We start from the raw sequence: 19,126 nt of genomic DNA, 5'->3' as shown, positions 1-19,126 counted from the left end.
GTAACCTCTAATAGTAGGTGGTGATAATGATGCGTTTTTACTATTCAAAATTAATACCTTTCAAAGTAGAAAAAAACAATTCATCAAACTGCGGATAGTCTTTCTTATTGACTAGCAATCCAACCTTTAATAAGTCATTATTTTTTTGTGAAACCACATCTAAAAATTTCTGAGTCGTTTCCTGTATATTATCTACATCAACATAGCATGCATTCTGGTAATCCCGAGTATAATTTTTAATTTCCCCTACGGGTGTTACAACAGCAAACAAACCATTTTTTATTGACTGAAAAACAGATATAGCCATTCCCTCAACTAAACTCGTTTGAAGGTAAAAGTTATACTTTTGCATTTCAATTTCGATTTCAGTTGGTAACAAGGAGCCGCGGAAGGTAACAACATCAGATATATTAAGCTCAATAACATACTCTTTTAAATCAGCTAACGAGCCATCATCTCGCCCATATAAATCAAAACTTACTTGCTTGCCAAGCTTTTTAAGCTCGTAAATAAAATCAAGTGACTTAAAAATATTTTTTTGTGGTGTAAATCTACCTACAAAAACAAAACTTAAAGGTAAAAATGCGGTGGGTTTTTCGTTACTAGTAAAGCTAATATTCATTGGTAAAGTGAATGATTTGTTATAGTTTAATGTGTTTTTAAGCCACAGTTGTGTTTGTTTAGAGTCACAAAATACATGTGTTGCCATGAAAATTGATAACCTAGTTATTACCTCATCAACTCTGTGTGCAAATCGACCACTATGCAMAAAGTGTATTCGTTTGTGCATTGGGGCTATAAATTTATATAAAATACTTACAAAGTGAGCCCGCCATAATGAGCTAATTACTAAGCTAGGCTTAATTTTTATTAACTTTCTGAGCGCATTAAAATACCCATTGCAAACATGTAGCCTACATTTTTCGCTTTCCGAAAGTGAATTATATATCACCTCATCACACCCTTTTACAGTAACAACATGGTACCCATTACTTAAGTGACTTTTTAGTAAGCTTAAAACACCAACTTCTACACCACCTATTTCCATTGCATTAATTATGTGTACTATTTTTTTCATTATATAATTCAACTTAACCAATAGTTAAAATAAGAGTCGAACTCATATTGTTTTATGTATTTTGTATATAAAGCCCATACAACAAAAGCAAACATGGCTGTTATAAACAAAATAAAATTACCGTAAGGTTTTAAAAACCTAGCGTTAATATTTGTATTGCGTGCACTAACTAACATCCAACAAAGCGTACTTAATAATATAAAGTAATATGCAAACCGGTCAGCAATTGTTGACGACAACACCGAAAACAGCACAACAAGCGGAAACGAGCAGATAACAATAGATACCAATCTTTGCTCAATTAACGAAAATGTTTTAACTGTGTTTATGTGTAGTAATAACAGCACTGTTGGGACGAGTAAAAATACCGATCTTAAATAAACCCCTGAGCTTTCCATTGTAGAGTCAATGTATTGGCTATACTCCATTAACATAGAGTAAACAATAGGCGGTATAATCAAAGCAAACAAAAGAACGACATAACGTTTTTTATGCTCAATAAAATATAGAGGAGCAAAGCACAAAGCTGATGTATGAAAAGACCCTGCTAAAATAATAAAGAGTAAAAATTGATTTTTTTTGTTGTTTATTAAGCAAGCAACCGCATAAATAAATATACTTAACGCCACCCCTTGGCGAGTATAATTAACGCCTGACATAACCAAATGATATGGCGCGACTATAGCAAAAAAATAAAAAGGATTAACACCTGCTTTTTTAGCCCCTAGCAGGGTAAACGTAATAAAAAATACAGTTGATAAAAATATAACCGTAACAATGCCTATATCCATATAGTAAGCTATAACATTAAGGGCTTTGTATCCAACTTCAATAGTGTTCAAAGACCATATATCAGCGACTTGTCGTTCGTAAACTTTTACATAATTGAACCAATCAACTCCAACTTCAAACCTAAAGCCGTAGGCAATTGAAAAAACTAATACTATAAACGCTATAATCTTAGCATTATTCTCTCGCCCAACTCGCTCATAAATATAACCAAAAATTATAAATATAATAATTGTGAAGTAGTATATAGCCATGGACTCACTCCTATTATATTTTATTTAAGGGACTAGCCCTAAAAGCCACTCTTTTTTTATGTAGATAAACATTGCAGTTTCTTTCAACCAAATACCACATAACCATGGAAAACATGATGCAAAATGGAATAATCAAAATCCACAAATAATAACTATTCATATCATTTCTAGCAACATTAAAGTAATAGTATAAAACATTCTCTGCGAACACTATAACCACAAAATGATTTAAGTATAAAGAGTAACTAATCTCCCCTAAAAAAATTAAACCTTTGCTTTTTACATCTAGATTATTCACATTAACAATAATAAAAATAGAACTAACAGCAACTAAAAGTGAAGTCAACTTAGGATCAAAAGCTAGAATTTTTTTCATAACTAAAATAATCATGAAAAGTAAAATGCATATCATATAAAAATACGTTTTATTTTTACACTTGAGCTTACCTAGCTTAGAGAAGTTATTATATGTATATATCCCAATCATAAAATAGATAAAAATATCAGAGAAAAAACTCAAAATAATATTTTTAGATGTAATAAAACCACTACCATAAAAATAGCTCAGAGAATAGAATACAATAGAAAAAAACATTGAAAAAACGAATAACCTACTTCTTATTAATAACAAAGGTGCTAGAAGATAAAAAATCACTTCATAAACTAAAGACCAATACTGAGCGGTAAATGATCCATCCGATTTAGCATAAAGCAAATATTTAGTTATATTATTAGAAGACAAGTAATTAACACTGCCATCCCAATTACTAAATACTTGAGCTAAAAAGATAACAAATAGTAAAGAAAAAAAGTATGGTGGGTAAATTCTTATAAAGCGGTTTTTAATAAAATTAGCTACACTACCATTACGGTTCAAACTATGTGCAATACTAAAGCCACTAAGAACAAAAAATAAGATAACTGCTTCTTGACCTAGTGATGTTAATTGCAAAAGTGCTAAATTAGCTTTATCAAACCAATCTAACTCTTTGATTGAAGATAAATAATTACCTCCTGCAAACAAGTGCCCCCTAGCATGATTAAATACTACATACAAAGCAGCCAGCCCTCTGATGACAGATAGATCATTAAAGTTGATTTTTACGTTCATTATTTTGCCTATTTAATACTTTATTAATCAGAGAATCCCACTCATCAAAAATTTTATTTTTAGAAAATTGCTGAGAACTAATAACTGCTTTCTCTGAAAGGACTCTTCTTTTATTTTCATCCGATAACAAGCAATTTAGCTTTTCACTCATTTGCTCTACATTTTGATCGTCAACTAATACGCCATCAATGTTATTTGTAATTATATCAGATGGACCAGTTTTACAGTCAAAAGCAATACAAGTACATCCTTGAGACATGGCTTCGATTAATGCCATTGGCAAGCCTTCATTTCGGGAGGTGAGAATAAAAACGCTAGAGTTCTGCAATAATTTTTTTACATCACTGACGGCCCCAAGAAATTGGACATTATTTTCAACACCTTTATTGCGCGCTAATTCGAGTAACTTGCTCTTGCCCAGCTCACCAGAACCAGCAAGCTGCAGCACCCACCCAGGATGTTGAGTGGAAACCTGTGAAAATATTTCAATTAAATTATCCCAACCTTTCACGTGAATACGGTTTAAATCACCTACGGCCAAAACAACTTTACGCCTTTGTTCTTGAGTAATTAATATTTCGGATTCAAAAGTCCCAGGGTTTTTCATGACAGAAGTATTTTTTAAATACTTGCCGTAAAAGCCATCGATATCTGAAGTTGTTAATACAGTTATTTTATTAGCTAATTTATATATAAAGCGCCTATCGATATATGCAAATTTTCCTTTAAGCCCATAAGGCATATTAAAACTTGTATGTTCACACGCTATAATAGGGATATTCAAAAACCAACAACTTAAAATAGCCTCCCGATTAGTAGATTGGATATGGGAAATAACTAAATCTGGTTTTATTTTTTTTAATTTACTTACAAGATAGAAAGGAGCTAATAGTTTTCGTTTTACTTTACTTGTGATATTAGAAAGCTCTAAATTTTCTGCAGGCAAGGCGTACTCGACTTTAACTTTTTCTGAGATTATGTAAGGGAACTGTAAAGCGCCAACTACTAGCAATAAAGTAACTTCATATCCTCTTTCAGCCAATTCATTGGCTTGTATACAAGCTACTCTATGAGCTCCGCCATGAATCATGGTGCCTAAAACTACTGTTATTTTCATTTGAATAATTCACTTCCAATACAATTTAAAGCTTGTTTTTTTTAAATTTAGATTTTATAAAATAAGTTTTCTCTGCCAGTTTTGGGAATGGTTCAGTACCCAAATAATCCACATCTAAATCATAGTTAAAACTAAATACCGACGTAGATGTTAGTGTGACTGCTTTTCTAAATTTAATACCGTGCAATGAAATTAATTCAAAAGGGAAGGGATCGTCAATTACAGATATATTGGGAAATATGTTTTTGTAATTTGTTTTTTCTCTTGGATGAGTTTTAATTAAAATATCGTCTTCATTATATTTCGATACAATGCTTTCATAAATCGCTATCTTTTCACTTTCGGATATAAAGCCATCTTCACTAAAGCATTGTGTTAAAATCAAAATCTTTTTTGCATTCAGTTTATTTAAATATTCTATATCAATACAAAAAACATCTAATATATCATCTCTCTCTGGCTGGCTTAAATTCTGCCATTTATCATGTATATTAATTTCAACTACATCTTTTAAGTACCTCTTAGGTATATCATCAGACATAGTTAAGATATATTTTTTTACTTTGTTTTTTAAAAAGCCTCTTTTAAGGTTTAAAAAATCTGAGATACTTTGCTTTAAACTATTATTACCTTGTAAGTGTTTATATGTACCAAGCCCGTCTTCTATTTCAAATCTATTTATTTTTCTAAACGGTAAGTATAAATTAGTACAAACATTCCCATAAAATTCAGTATACTTTTTGAACTTTAAATATTCTTTACGCTTTTCTGAAAAAAATTTAAACGAGTGATTTTTATACGAAAACATAAAGCTTTCTAGGATATCAAAATGCGAAACTTTTTCACGCATTTTATTAATATACTTTGAACTAATCCTATTACCAAATATAAAGTAATCCTTACTTTTCCAATCTCGGTCATAAAGGAAGTACAGCAACAGGCTATAACAAGTATTTTCTACTACAGCTCTTTTTTTCAACTATTTCAATCCTTACTTTCATTATGAAACATCGTAGCACTCTGTTAAAGCCGCACTCATAAATTGGTTTTTATACTAATAACCAAGGCATTTTTACTTTTTTGCTCGCAATTAACCAGGTTAGTAAAAACCTTATTAGCATTGATGCACAAAAAGAGTATGCGGCTCCTTTTAACCCAAACATTGGTATTAACATATATAGTAATAAAACGTTTAGCGCACCTGTAAAAATAGTTACAAGTGATAATAACTTTGTTTCTTTTGAATAAAATATATAGTTAGTTACCATTAAGTACATGCCACTAAATACTTGGCCAAGTAACAACCAGCCAACAATTGTCGCTGCCTCGCTAAAGTTATCACCAGCCACAAATGTAACTACCCACGGGCCAAGAACAAATCCAAATACGGCAACCACACCTAATACTACAAAATACTTATAGGTATTTTTTACAATATTAAGCTTTGTTAGCTCGTCATCTTTAGTTAAGCTTTCGAACAACCAAGGTACATATGCTTTATTAATAGCATCAAATATTATAGATAGAGCACTACTTAGTTGAACAGCAAGTAAATAAACACCAGCCGCGCCTAGGCCTAAACTATCGTTAATAACGTATCTGTCAGCACTCGATAGTAAAAAAACTCCAAATATATGTGGTACTAAAGGAGCACCAAAATTGAGTGCCTCATAGATACTTTTTTTATTAGGAAAAGAAAATGTAATTAACTTATGCTTTACTAGAAAATAAAAAGAAATAATAGCAGTAATAATACCCGTTATAAATAAAGCATCAATTCTACCTTGTGCCCCCATTGAAAGCACAACAACAAATATTAAAGAGCCACATAAATTAAATAAACTATTACTAACTTGTAACACACCGTACTTTTTAGCTTCTCCTCTTATTTGCCATTGGCTCAACCTAAATTGAAGGATAAAAGAACTAAAAGATATCGTTATAGCCAAATAAATCCAGTGACTAGGTATTGATAACCATAAAGCAACCTCTTTACTGAATAGCAAGGTAAGTAGAGTAATTGCTACAGCAGTAAAGACAAGTATCCATAGGCAGTTCATATTATAAATAGCTAATTCTGATTTACTTATATTTTTATCGTAAAACTTGCGTCCCGCAGCTCCAACAGTGTTCAAACCAACTAAACCTGCAAGCCCTGTAATTAATAGTTGAAACATAGCTATTTGACCATACTCTTCAACCGATAGGTAACGAGTTAATATCGGTAAAAGTAAAAAGGGTATTACTGCATTTAGTATATTAGCTAAAAAATATACTGAAGTATTTTTAAAAAAGCTGCTCATTAAGATCACTATCTATCATTGAGAACTTTAAAGCAGTACCAGGTGCAATACTTGAATTAGCTTTTTGTCCAATTACGTCATACAAGTATTTTGGTTCTAGCCCATAACCAGGTCTAATACTCTTTACATTTTCATGCGTAAATAATTGACCTTCCGCAATATCCTTCACCACATAAAGTGAACGCCTGAATTTCGCACTACCTTTTTCACTTTCTTTTCGCTCATAATTAACTTTGCCAACCGCTTCCCATGCTATTTTAGAATCTCTACACAATTGTAGTAACTCTGGCTTTTCTAATGAGAAACTATCATCTGGCCCACCACCATTTCTATCAAGCGTTACATGCTTTTCTATTAAGCACGCGCCTAATGCTACTGATGTAATTGCTGTTGTGTTATCTATTGTATGGTCTGATAGACCAGTTAGCACATCAAAACGAGTTGCCATGTCTGCCACAGTCGCTAAGTTATAATCTCCAGAAGGCGCAGGGTAACCACTTACACAATGCAGTACAACAAGCTCTTCACAACCTGCATTTCTGGCAGTTTCCACTGCTTGACGTATTTCTTCTTCGCTAGCCATACCTGTTGAAATAATCATTGGCTTACCTGTTTTAGCAACATATTCAATCAACGGTAAATCAATGGCTTCAAATGAAGCTATTTTATAAGCAGGAGCACCTAACTCTTCGAGCAAATCAACAGCCGTAAAGTCAAAAGGCGAGCTAAAAATAGTGATACCTAGCTCTTTAGCTTTTTCAAATAGCAGTTTATGCCATTCCCACGGCATATGTGCTTCTTCATATAAATCATAGAGTGAACGACCATCCCATAAGCCACCTTCAATCAAGAACTCCGGATTATTGCTCTTCATCGTAATAGTGTCTGCTTTATAGGTTTGCAATTTTATTGCATCAGCACCACACTCTTTTGCCATTTCTATTATTTTATAAGCCTTTTCTATATCACCGTTATGATTTGCTGACATTTCAGCAATTATATAAGGCGAGTAATCAGGACCAATCTTTCGTTTCGCAATCTCAATATAGTTTCTCATAATTTCCTACTTAATATACTCTTGGATCCCACGATAAAACTTAGTTCCATTTTTAGGGGGATTGTAATCACTTAAAGGGAGCAATAATATTTCTTCAATAGCCCAAACTAAATCTGCAAAACCTAATTTATGTCTAAACATAACAGTACTTGATAATCGTGGGTTTATTTCGAAAAGAAAAGGCCCTCTCTTTGTTAATCTAAGCTGAAAGTTGACAGCGCCTTGAATATTGAGGCTTTGTGCAATATTTAAGATATACCGCTCAATTTCTAAGTTCTCTACTACTTCACCTTTATCAGTAAAGCCACCACTCAACGTTCTTCTCATTATTATAGAGCGGCACTCGCCGCTAGTATGTCTGTACACACCACAGGTAAATTCTTGTTCATCTGGTAATAGGAGCTCTTGCCAAATGTAGTCACCTGTATTAATTAGGCTCTCAGCTTCCGAAAGTGACTCTACAACCTTTAAACCTTTACTCCCCTGACCACTACGTGGTTTAAAAATACAAGGTACTTCATTAGGTAAAAAATTAGCTGGGTGTGTCCAAGGAGAATTCAAGCCAATTTCTTTTAGTACATTAGCTGTTTCAAGTTTATCCAAAGCTATTAAAGCCGCTTTTTCACTCGCGATTAAAACAGAAACACCAAACAACTTACTATCGGCCAAACCAAAGTCAAAAATTGCTTTAATCTCAGCTTCACTAGTTGGTATAAAAAGCTCAACTTTGTATCTTTCGAATGTAGACTTTAGAAAAGTAAAATAATCATCATCTCTTGCCAAAGGTGATTGAATAAACCTATCAAAAACACACTCACCAACGTGTCCTATTTTTGCATCACAACCTATAACACTAGTAATTTTTTGCTCTTGAAGGATTCGCCCAATTGCAATACCGATGTCTCCTCCAGCCCCGCTTACCATTACAACGTTTAAGTGTTGGTTAATATTATACATATGGATTGTTTCTCTTTAAAATCTCGACTAAATAATCATAATGAGGATCATGCTCAAGCACTTTCGCCCGTACCGTTTCACTATTGAAAGGTACCCTTTTAAAGCTGAGTGAATTATTTCTTGTGTTTAAAATAATATAGCTAGAAAGAGAGCCCACATCTCTTGGCTGCCCAACAGATCCTGGGTTGGCGATTAAAGTATTATTTTTAGTAAATATAACGGGGTAATGGGTGTGCCCAAAGAATATGAAATCAAACTTTTTCACCTGAATATCTTTAATTCGTGAGTTTGGTGAATCAGGGTAAATATACTCATCAGTTTCTCTTTCACTACCGTGAAAAAGACCTATGCGAATATCATCTATGCAAACCTCTGCACTTTTTGGCAATGACTCTAGCCATAACAGTTGTTCATTTGACAAGCTTTCCATACATATATTGAGTCCACTTCCATACTTTTTATAACACTCAGATTTAAAACTACTATCGAGAATAGAGCTTTTTAATAAATCCTCATGATTTCCACGAATAACTGTAAACTTTGGATTGTTCATCAATTGTTCAACAATATATTTTGGCCAATGGTAATAACCAACTAAATCGCCAAGCACACAAATATGTGCACATTTATTTTTCTCAATATCCTCTATTACGGCATCAAAGGCTGGTTTATTTGCGTGTATATCGGCAATAATCGCTATTTTCATAATCAAAGTTTACACATATCAATTAGTTTTAAAGCAACATCTGTGGGAGATTTTAATTGCCCATTAACTTTAAAGTCTTTGAAATTATCAACCAATGGCATCTCATCTGCAGTTGCCTGCCTAATTTTTGCTTGCATACCTGTGTCGATAACCCCTGGGTCAAAATGTATAACTTCAATATGTTCACTCTCTTTTGACATGACATCTAAAAACATTTTAATGCCTGCTTTAGTCATACAATAGGCCCCCCAGCCTGCGATAGGGCTATTTGCAGCCCCGCTGGTAATATTAATAATTTTTATTAATACTGAGTTCGCCTCGGCCCAACGAGCTAAACTACTAAAAATTTCTATAGGCGAAAGTATGTTTACATTCAAGCTCTGCTTCAGAGTATCAAAGTTATCTGGTGTTATCTTTCCTAGGGGATCAATTATACTAGCGTTAGAGATCAGAGTAATTAGTTTTGGGAAAGGGTAACCGTATATTAAATCCCAATTGATATAGCCACTTTGAGAAAGATCAAGCTCAAGGTATTTTTGATTGTCACTTTTGGTTAACCTACTTAGATCCCTACCTAAATATAAAACATTATAATTATCTAGCAATTCACCTGAATTAACTATTTCATGAAAAGCTAAGCCAACGCCGCTTGTACAGCCCGTAATAATTATTTCATTCATATTTTTCGCCATATAGGTATTTTATAAAAACATCTAAGCTGTTACCAATATCTAACTGTAAGCTTGCTTTCGACACAGGTTCAAAATTATTTTCTAGCTTATCTAATGCATTAGCTAACGAAGATTCACAATCAAGATCACCGATATAACCAATTGCAGCGTTACATGAAATAACCCTATTAATGACATCAGCTTGATTTTCTGCGGTCTTAACTAATAATGTTGGAAGACCTAGAAAGCAGCGTTCCCAAGTACTTGCTCCTGCGGCACCAATACACAGGTCAGAATCTAGTATTAACTCACCAACAGAGTTAGTATCGATATATAGCTTTATCTTATAATGAAGACTTTTTAGAGTACTTTTAATTTGCTCTAGAGAAGGGCACCCGCTACCTATAACAAGTAGTACTTCAACATTTTTTTGTTTGGCATAACTCTCAATTCCTTTTAGCGCCAATAATGTTTGACCTGTTGGGTCGGTACTACCAAAATTTATCAGAACCTTTTGGACACTCGAAAAACTATTTCTTTTTTCTATGGCCCTAACTCTCAAAGAAAAAAATTCATCTCTTAGTAAGCAGAACTTCTCTCCCAAAAATAACTCTGCTGTGGAGGGAACTAGCTCTTTATATTCTTTTTTATCTCTGCCACAAGTTTGATCAAGTAAGAAATTGGAATTGTGACAACGATTTACTAAATCATCTATTACTCCAACTTTTATACCTTTATTGGTAAATTCATTTTCCCAGCGACTATCCAAGCCATAATGATCAACTATCAGCCAGTCTATTTGACTGTTAAAGTACTTATTTATAGCTCTTAGCGATTGAGCTGAATCAGTTTGCCACGAGGCCCCGACCCAGCTTTCATAGTACCCATATTCTTCATTCTTTTCTAACTGTAAAGGTAGAAGCTCTAATTTATGACCTGCTCTTGTTACCAAATCACTAAGGCTGCCTTGATGTTCTCTAAGAACAAAAAGGCAATTTCCACCTCTTTTCTTGATCAAGTTAGCTATGGTTAAGCATCGGCTTAAATGCCCACCACCTATATGAGGAGATCCATCAACACGGAAAGCTATATTCATTTTTTATACTTATTCAATACTGAAAATAACAACTCAGCATATTCCCAATCTTCTTCTGTATCTATATCTTGTACGCAAGCTCTTGGAAGTAACACCGCTTTAGAATGAGAAGTAAACATAGCCTTGCCTTTTGAAAAAGCATCAGCTGTACCCCAGTAAAACTGACCTGCATCATGGTAGGCCTCTTCTAAATCTTGAGAACGAGTATTTAAATGTTCTGGCTGAAACATTTCAACACAATGTGCATTATTAAGCTTTAAAGCTCTTTGAATTGGAAAAGGAAAACTTGTTGCACTGAAGGCGTAATCTATATTACTCGATGTCAGCTCTATAAATCCGCGCTGGATAAACTCAGGTATTAAAAAAGGAGCGGTTGCATATATACAACATACATTTTCAACGCCCCATTCCTGTAACTCGGTATACTCAACAGCATGCTTTATTACATCGAGCGTGGTTGCATAATCATCCGCAATATTAGCAGGGCGCATAAATGGCACTTCTGCCCCATATTGTATTGCAACTTCGGCTATTTCAGCATCATCAGTTGATACAATTACTTTATCAAAACAATTACTCTTTAAAGCCGCCGCAATCGAATAAGCAATCATTGGCTTACCGTGAAACTCTTTGATATTTTTGCGAGGTATGCGCTTACTTCCACCACGTGCAGGGATGATTGCTATATTCATGATTAGGCTTCTAATATTTGTGTTAGCTTACTGATAACTTCGTCTTGCTGCTCATGGGTCATGCCATGAAACATCGGTAATGAAATAGCATTGCTGTAATAACTTTCTGCATTTGGAAAGTCACCTTGTTTAAAGCCCATTTTTTGGTAATAAGGCTGTAGGTGCACAGGAATATAATGCAGGTTTACACCAATACCGTTTTCTCTTAGCTCGTCAAACACTTCTTTATGCGTTTTGCTGATTTCATTTAGGTTTAGACGAATAACATATAAATGTAAGCCAGAATAAGTATTAGGTAACTGATAAGGCAGTATAATCGATAAACTAGCTAGCTTGTCATAATAACGTACTGCTAATTCATGACGTGCAGTAACAAACTCACTTAAGCGGCTCATTTGCGACACACCGAGTGCAGCTTGCAGCTCCGTCATGCGGTAGTTAAAACCTAAATCCACTTGCTCATAGTACCAACCACCATGCGATGCATTTTCCATTAATACTTCGTCACGTGTTATTCCATGGCTTCGGTAAAGTGCCATTTTTTCTGCAAGTGCTTTGCTATTCGTTAATGCCGCACCACCTTCTGCGGTGGTAACAATTTTAACAGGGTGGAAACTAAACACGGTAATATCGCTGTATTCACATGATCCAATTGGTTGTTCTAAATAACGCCCACCTATTGCATGTGAAGCATCTTCAATGACTTTAAAGCCATATTCTATAGATAACGCATGGATTGCTTTCATGTCACATGGCTGACCACATAAATGCACTGCAACTAAAACTTTAGGCAAAGCACCTTCTTTTTTAGCGCGGATAAGCTTTTCTTTTAATGCTACAGGGCAAAGATTATAAGTTGCGGGATCTATATCAACAAAATCTACTGATGCGCCACAATACAAACCACAATTAGCTGAGGCTACAAAAGTGACTGGTGTTGTCCATAATCTATCACCTACCCCTAGCTCAAGCGCTAAACAAGCAATATGCAAAGCCGACGTTGCACTATTAACAGCCAAGGCATGATTGGCGCCGGTTGAATCCATCAATGCTCTTTCAAACGCAGGGACTTGCGGCCCTTGCGTCAAAAAATCCGACTTTAGAACATTAACCACTGCATCAATATCTGCTTGAATTATATCTTGCTTTCCATACGGTATCATTTAGTTATCTCTATACTTCAAACGATGGGTCAACATGTTCAACAATAAGCTCACGCAAGCCTTCAATTGTTTCCCACTCAGTATTTGTTCCTGAGTTGTATTTAAAGCCAAATGGTACTTTTTCAGCTTTATGGTGAGCGAGGTATTCTTCTTCGGTATATGTATACGATACAGAGGGTAAAATTGCGTAGTATGGACCCAAATCAATCGTATTTAATGAGTCAGTATCTGTAATCATTTCTTCATGTAGTTTTTCACCTGGGCGAATACCTACATCACGCGTTTCACATTCAGGTGCTACGGCTTCTGCAATGTCTAAAATTTTGTATGATGGGATTTTAGGGATGAATATCTCACCACCAAGATGGTTACCCAAGGCAAACATAACTAGATTAACGCCGTCTTGAAGCGATATATTAAAACGAGTCATTTCATTATGTGTTATTGGTAAAATACCTTCTTTTCGCTTTTCTAAAAAGAAAGGAATAACAGATCCACGAGAACCCATTACATTGCCGTAACGAACAACACTAAATTTAATGTCTTTCGAGCCGCGAATATTGTTAGCAGCAGCAAATAATTTATCTGATGCAAGTTTAGTGGCACCGTATAAGTTAATTGGTGCGCACGCTTTATCTGTCGATAGTGCAACAACATCTTTTACACCACATGCTAGTGCAGCATGAATAACATTTTCAGCACCATCTATGTTTGTACGAATACATTCTGTTGGATTGTATTCAGCAGTATCAACCTGCTTAATAGCTGCTGCGTGAATAATTACATCAACACCTTCACACGCTTGCGTTAAACGCTCTTTGTCACGCACGTCACCAATAAAAAAACGTAATTGCGGGTAATCGTATGCTGGGTATTTTTGTTTTATTACAGATTGCTTTAATTCGTCACGCGAATAGATGATTATTTTTTTTACATCTGGGTAGCGCGCTAAAATAGTTTCTATAAATTTTTTACCAAATGACCCAGTGCCACCAGTAATTAACACTGTTTTTTTGTTTAACATATTAGTTCCATAAAAATTTAAATTAACCTAAGTACATTGGACTTACTTATCTGATTTATACTCATAATTGTAATAGCCGTAATACCCATACGCATTACTGGCTTTTTTAATAACACCGTTAAATACCAAGCCCCTTACATCTGTACCATTTTGCTCAAAACGATTGCGGGTTAGCTCTATCTCGCGCAAATGGTTTTGCCCAAAGCGCGCAACTAATAACGTTGTACCAACATGAGCACTTACTATTGCAGGGTCGGTTACTGCAAGTATTGGAGGGGTATCAATAATTATAATGTCGTAAGCTGCACTTACTTCTTCAACTAGTTTACTAAAATTAGAGTGCATTAATAGCTCAGATGGGTTTGGCGGTATTTGTCCACGCGTAATAACACTTAAACCTTCAACTTTGGTTGCTTTAGTAACTTGCTCTAGGTTTAAACGGCCCGACAAGTAATCACTTAAGCCATTGTCCCATTTAAGGCCAAACTGCGTTTGCAAGTAACCTTTGCGCATATCGGCATCAATAATCAGTACTTTTTTACCGCTTTGCGCAAGAACCGAGGCTAAGTTAACCGATATAAACGACTTACCTACACCGGGACTTGGGCCTGATATAGCAATAATATTGTTTTTAGCTTCCATCATCGCAAAGTGTAAACTAGTGCGTAAGCTCCGCAAAGCCTCAATCGCAAGATCTGCTGGGTTATCAACAGCGAGTATGCTTTGAGCTTTAGCCGTTTTATTTTTACGCACTTTAACAAAACCAGCTAGCTTGTCTTGATACTCTGAATGCGGAACGCTTGCATATACAGGCAACCCAAGCGCTTCTATTTCACTAGGATCTTCCACTCCTTTATTAAGTGCTTTTTGTACAATAACAATAGCTATAGATAGTAACGCACCTAATATTGTCGCAATAACAACTATTAATGGTTTTTTAGGCTTTATTGGTCCGGTTGAGTTTAACTCTGCTGAGTCTATTATACGCACATTACCTACTGTACCTGCGCGTACCACATCAAGCTCTTGAGCTTTGCTTAAAAGCAGCATGTAAATTTGGTTATTTACTTCTACATCGCGCCTAAGGCTTAATAACTGCTGCTGAGTAGCAGGTAGGTTACCAACTTCTTGTACAAGCTCTTCTTTTTGTTTTTTCATCTCATTAATTTTTTCAACTAAGCCTTGATAAAGTGGGTGCTCACTTTTAAATTTTCGGCTTAATTCTAAACGCTGTAAATCTAAGTCTTGTAGTTTTGTGTCTAAGGTTACAACACGATCGAGTACTGATTGCGTCTCCAAGCTTATATCTACAGACTGTTGTTCTATTTTATAATTGTTGTACTTAGCCTCTGCAGCTTCTAATTGTTTTTTTATCTCTGGTAGTTGTACTTTTAAAAAGTCGAGTGAATTTTGTGCTTCGGCGCTATTACGCTCAACATTTCGGCGCACATATATTTGTGCAATTTCATTTATCACTTTTTGTGCGTGGCTTGGCGAGCTATGCTGCATTTCAAGGGCAATTATACCGGTTCCCTTACCTAACTCACTTGCCATTAAACTATTTTGCAAACCTAAAACAGTACCAAGTCGATTTTTTCGTGTAATTAAAAACTCAGTACCTGGGCGTGCATTAAGACTCTTTACTGTTAGCGTAAAGCTCCCATTGGTGAGTTCCTCTCCTACATTACCCTTTAATATTTGCTCTTCATTACTGTTGAGTAAAAGCAGTGTCTTTTTAGCCGCAACTCTTAGAATAAAAGTTTTACCAATTGACGAGTTAGGGACTTTAAATCTAAAAACATCTATACTTTCTCCTCCCCAAGCATAACTATCAGCTCCAAATTGAGGCTCTGCAAATTGGTTTGGCTTAACAGGTGAAAACGCATTGTATGCGTGCTCTCCAATGTAAGGAAAAAGTTTTGGGGTAGCAATTACATCAAGTTTAAGTGTATCGACAGCCTCACCAATTATGCTACGCGATTTTAATAGTTCTATTTCTGCTGTTGAGTTACTTGACGATTCAAACATGCCACCAACATCATCTAAACCTGGCACATTTGAGCCTGAGCTCTCTACTTGTAAAATTGAGTTTACCTGATAGATTGGTGTTGAGTATCTTGCGTAAACAATACCCATCAGCATAAATACTATTGTAATAGTTAGTACCCAAAATTTACGATCAATTATGGCGCCAACAAACACCATTAAATCTATATCTTGTGAATTTTCGTTTTGTTTATTAGTTTGGGTTGCACTTGGCTGAGAATTCATTAAATTAGCCATTCCTTATAAATACTTTTGCCAAGCGCTACAGGCGCTATCGATTAATGTGTAAACGTGTTCAAAAGCTTCTCGGCTTTGGCGGTATGGGTCTGGTATTTCGGCGTTATTAATCCACTTACCAAGTAAAAACGTTTTACCGCGCGCTTCTGGGTAACGAGCATGTACGTCGTTTAAATGGCGCTCTTCCATTACGAGTATTACGCTGTTTTGCGCAACTAAGCTTGATGTAAGCTGCTGACCTTGGTGAGCATCCATACTAACTCCATGTGCGAGCGCTATTTGTTTTGCTTTTTCATCTGCAGGCTTCCCTTCAAGCGCGGTTAACCCAGCTGATGCTACTTTAATATTTTTGCCTTCAAGCTTTTGCTTTAAAATATATTCGCCTGTTGGGCTGCGGCAAATATTACCTGCACACACCACTAAAACTGAATCAAACATTTTAAAAAACCTTAGTTTGCAGTTAAATCGTCAACACTATCTACAGTAGCGATTGACGGTAATAGTAAGCTAATTACACGGTTCCAGCGCGCAAGCGGTGCCGATGTTACATACACAATATCGCGCGGTTGTAGCTCAAACTGCTCAGCTAATACCATTGCCGCTATATTTTTAGCGTGTAATTGGTATACGTTTGCGATAACCCCAGTTTGCTCTACGTTACTTTTACGCAATACAAATACGCCATTAGCGTCGGCTGTTGCTTCGTTTAAGCCGCCTGAGTCGCTTAGCGCTTCGGCTAAGTTTAAACCATAACGGTTAAGCGTTACTGAACCCGCTTTTTTAACATCACCTAATACAAATATTTTTTGTGCATCGTTACGGTTTACGTGCACTATGTCGCCGTGTTGCAGTAAACGGTTTTGCGAAATGTCACCATGGGCATAAAAGTCATCAAGTTTAATAACTTCTGTTTTGTTGCCACGGGTAAATGTCACTGTGCGCCAATCAGCCTCAGCAGTTAAACCGCCAGCTTGGTTTAAGGCATCAATTAAAGTAAGCGGGTTATCTGTGACTGGATATATTCCAGGTTGCTTTACTTCACCCGTTATGTAGGTTTTTTGGCTTCTAAAGCCAACTACTTTTACATCTACTTGAGGGTCTTCAATTACTCGGCTGAGGCGCTTTACAAGCTCATTACGTACTTGGCTTATAGTTTTACCCGCTGCTGGTATATTTGGTGCGTAGGCATAAGTTATTGTGCCGTCTTGTTGCACACGGAAGCCATCAAATTCAGCGGTACGCTGGGTACCCGCCGGTATTGTTAGCTCTGGGTGATCCCACACGCCTATTGTAAGTACGTCGCCCACGCCTATTTTATATTCGTAATTATTTAGGTTTAAACCTGCAGTACTTGAAAGTGGTTTAGCTGCTATACGCGCTTTATTTTTCTTATTTATTAATAGCGAATCGATTATTTGAATGTTTACTTTTTCGAGATCTTGTTCGAGATTTTGTGTTTGCTCGCCTGAGTCTATGCCTTCAAAGTGGCTGCCTGGAACTATTGTACAGCCGGTCATGCTTAATATTGCGAGTATTGATACGAGTGATTTACAGCTTAACGCCATTGCAGAATCCCAAAATTATTTTAAATATTGCACTTGCCCACCAACTTTGGTGAACACTTGTATTTTAGCTGGCTAATTAAAGCATGAGCCCTATTGTGAAGCAATAGGCTATGGTTTGTAAAAGCTTTGTTACTTAGTTTTAATTAGCACTGAAATTGTATCAGCATTTTCATAAGGTATTTATGAATAAATCCAATTGGATGTGGTTTTTAGTAAAACACTAGGGCCATTCATTACCCATTGCACAAAAAAGGTGAATTAGAGTAGATGAGATGCCACTTAGATATAAAAATTATGCACTTTGCTCGTCATACCAGCAAGCTGTGCGTTTACAAGTAGTTTTATTAACCACGGAGCTTTTAGTGTTTCTGGCACGCTTCCGCCCTTAGGTTACAGTTCCTACTTACTGATATAAAGCTATTTTACGCGGCATAAAGCCGCTGCTACGCTTTTAGTTATTATTGCTTAATATCTTTATTATCTACACTTACTTCAATTTTTTGATTAAGTAAGTTAATTAATAAAATACTACGCATGTCGCCATCTGGCTCTTTGTATATTGCTTGTATATTATTAAATGACTCGTTATTAACGCTTACTACATCACCTATTTTTGGTATTTTCGATTCTGTGGTCTGCGAACGTTCATTTTTTAGTAGGTTTATTATGTATTCGGAAACTAATTGATAACTTGCGCCATAAGACACAAAGCCACCTATTCCACGTGTATTTTTTACAGCAGAAAAGTTACCATTTTTTGAATCAAGGCATGCAAATAAATAATTAGGGAATAAAGCAGTTTGTTTGACGGTACGACGACCTTTAACTAACCTTTCGGTAGTTAATTTAGGGTAAAACGCTTCAATCCCTTGATTTTGCAAGTTAGTTTTAGCTCGTTCTTCTTGCTTAGGTTTGCATACGACTAAATACCAACTTTCCATAGTAGTCCTTACCTAATACATCACTAAAATTGCAATAAATACAACACTAAACTATAAAGCAGCTGCATTATAACCAGCATAGAGCGTCTATGTAAATAAGCCTTAGTGGTTAATAGCTACTCACTTGAGTAATTATTTTTATTCAGTTTAAGAGGAGTAAAGTCTTTAGCAATAACTTAATGCTTATAAAACTATATTTAGAGTGATGACGGTAACCCTGTTAAACCTGTGGCTAATATAGTTAAAAGTTAATATCTAAGTAACAGCACGTAATAAATTTTCACTTGTCGATTGATACAAGTTTATAAATAAAGCTGAT

The 19,126-nt window shown here is 35.5% G+C and carries 18 protein-coding genes; all 18 read right to left on the bottom strand.

Translation table 11 applies throughout. The features are described 5' to 3' along the window. Positions 1-40: 40 nt before the first annotated feature. Positions 41-622 carry a glycosyltransferase gene (locus EU510_RS19900; protein ID WP_188085417.1) on the bottom strand — a complete coding sequence of 194 codons (582 nt, stop codon included), beginning with the start codon at positions 620-622 and terminating at the stop codon, positions 41-43. 464 nt (positions 623-1,086) lie between these two features. Next, a complete protein-coding gene (locus EU510_RS10290) occupies positions 1,087-2,121 on the bottom strand; it encodes an EpsG family protein (RefSeq protein ID WP_149593430.1) in 1,035 nt (344 codons plus the stop codon). Between the two features lie 13 nt (positions 2,122-2,134). After that, positions 2,135-3,232 (bottom strand): acyltransferase family protein, encoded by a 1,098-nt coding sequence (locus EU510_RS10285; RefSeq protein WP_149593429.1) that lies wholly within the window; start codon positions 3,230-3,232, stop codon positions 2,135-2,137. Further along, positions 3,210-4,349 carry a glycosyltransferase family 4 protein gene (locus tag EU510_RS10280; RefSeq protein ID WP_149593428.1) on the bottom strand — a complete coding sequence of 380 codons (1,140 nt, stop codon included), beginning with the start codon at positions 4,347-4,349 and terminating at the stop codon, positions 3,210-3,212. Before EU510_RS10280 ends, EU510_RS10285 begins: the two co-directional genes overlap by 23 nt. Positions 4,350-4,374: 25 nt before the next feature. Then, on the bottom strand, positions 4,375-5,328 hold the full coding sequence (locus EU510_RS10275; protein WP_149593427.1) for a glycosyltransferase family 52: 954 nt from the start codon (positions 5,326-5,328) through the stop codon (positions 4,375-4,377). Between the two features lie 70 nt (positions 5,329-5,398). Further along, positions 5,399-6,652 carry a lipopolysaccharide biosynthesis protein gene (locus EU510_RS10270; protein ID WP_149593426.1) on the bottom strand — a complete coding sequence of 418 codons (1,254 nt, stop codon included), beginning with the start codon at positions 6,650-6,652 and terminating at the stop codon, positions 5,399-5,401. Then, positions 6,636-7,709, bottom strand: a complete 1,074-nt coding sequence (gene pseI / locus EU510_RS10265; protein ID WP_149593425.1) for a pseudaminic acid synthase — start codon at positions 7,707-7,709, stop codon at positions 6,636-6,638. The genes EU510_RS10270 and pseI overlap by 17 nt, the downstream gene beginning before the upstream one ends. Before the next feature lie 6 nt (positions 7,710-7,715). Continuing rightward, positions 7,716-8,666, bottom strand: coding sequence for an ATP-grasp domain-containing protein (locus EU510_RS10260; RefSeq protein ID WP_149593424.1), 951 nt, complete (start codon positions 8,664-8,666; stop codon positions 7,716-7,718). Beyond that, positions 8,659-9,372: a metallophosphoesterase family protein gene (locus tag EU510_RS10255; protein ID WP_149593423.1), complete on the bottom strand. Its 714-nt coding sequence runs from the start codon at positions 9,370-9,372 to the stop codon at positions 8,659-8,661. Before EU510_RS10255 ends, EU510_RS10260 begins: the two co-directional genes overlap by 8 nt. 2 nt (positions 9,373-9,374) lie before the next feature. Then, positions 9,375-10,052 (bottom strand): SDR family NAD(P)-dependent oxidoreductase, encoded by a 678-nt coding sequence (locus tag EU510_RS10250; protein WP_188085416.1) that lies wholly within the window; start codon positions 10,050-10,052, stop codon positions 9,375-9,377. Then, positions 10,045-11,139 (bottom strand): UDP-2,4-diacetamido-2,4,6-trideoxy-beta-L-altropyranose hydrolase, encoded by a 1,095-nt coding sequence (gene pseG, locus EU510_RS10245; RefSeq protein WP_149593421.1) that lies wholly within the window; start codon positions 11,137-11,139, stop codon positions 10,045-10,047. Before pseG ends, EU510_RS10250 begins: the two co-directional genes overlap by 8 nt. After that, positions 11,136-11,831 (bottom strand): pseudaminic acid cytidylyltransferase, encoded by a 696-nt coding sequence (pseF, locus tag EU510_RS10240; RefSeq protein WP_149593420.1) that lies wholly within the window; start codon positions 11,829-11,831, stop codon positions 11,136-11,138. The genes pseG and pseF overlap by 4 nt, the downstream gene beginning before the upstream one ends. Before the next feature lie 2 nt (positions 11,832-11,833). Continuing rightward, a complete protein-coding gene (pseC, locus tag EU510_RS10235; RefSeq protein ID WP_149593419.1) occupies positions 11,834-12,994 on the bottom strand; it encodes a UDP-4-amino-4,6-dideoxy-N-acetyl-beta-L-altrosamine transaminase in 1,161 nt (386 codons plus the stop codon). 10 nt (positions 12,995-13,004) lie between these two features. Continuing rightward, positions 13,005-14,018: a UDP-N-acetylglucosamine 4,6-dehydratase (inverting) gene (gene pseB, locus EU510_RS10230; protein WP_024596592.1), complete on the bottom strand. Its 1,014-nt coding sequence runs from the start codon at positions 14,016-14,018 to the stop codon at positions 13,005-13,007. A 42-nt stretch (positions 14,019-14,060) separates the two neighbouring features. Beyond that, complete coding sequence (locus EU510_RS10225) at positions 14,061-16,289, bottom strand: polysaccharide biosynthesis tyrosine autokinase (protein WP_149593418.1); 2,229 nt, start codon at positions 16,287-16,289, stop codon at positions 14,061-14,063. 15 nt (positions 16,290-16,304) lie between these two features. After that, positions 16,305-16,739, bottom strand: coding sequence for a low molecular weight protein-tyrosine-phosphatase (locus tag EU510_RS10220; protein WP_149593417.1), 435 nt, complete (start codon positions 16,737-16,739; stop codon positions 16,305-16,307). Between the two features lie 11 nt (positions 16,740-16,750). After that, complete coding sequence (locus EU510_RS10215) at positions 16,751-17,866, bottom strand: polysaccharide export protein (protein ID WP_149593416.1); 1,116 nt, start codon at positions 17,864-17,866, stop codon at positions 16,751-16,753. Between the two features lie 458 nt (positions 17,867-18,324). Next, complete coding sequence (gene rfaH / locus EU510_RS10210; protein WP_149593415.1) at positions 18,325-18,807, bottom strand: transcription/translation regulatory transformer protein RfaH; 483 nt, start codon at positions 18,805-18,807, stop codon at positions 18,325-18,327. Positions 18,808-19,126 lie beyond the last annotated feature (319 nt).

The sequence above is a fragment of the Pseudoalteromonas sp. FUC4 genome (genome assembly GCF_008370255.1).
Lineage (GTDB): Bacteria > Pseudomonadota > Gammaproteobacteria > Enterobacterales > Alteromonadaceae > Pseudoalteromonas.
The sequence above is the reverse complement of the archived record's forward strand: the minus strand, read 5'-3'. Positions and strand labels throughout refer to the sequence as shown.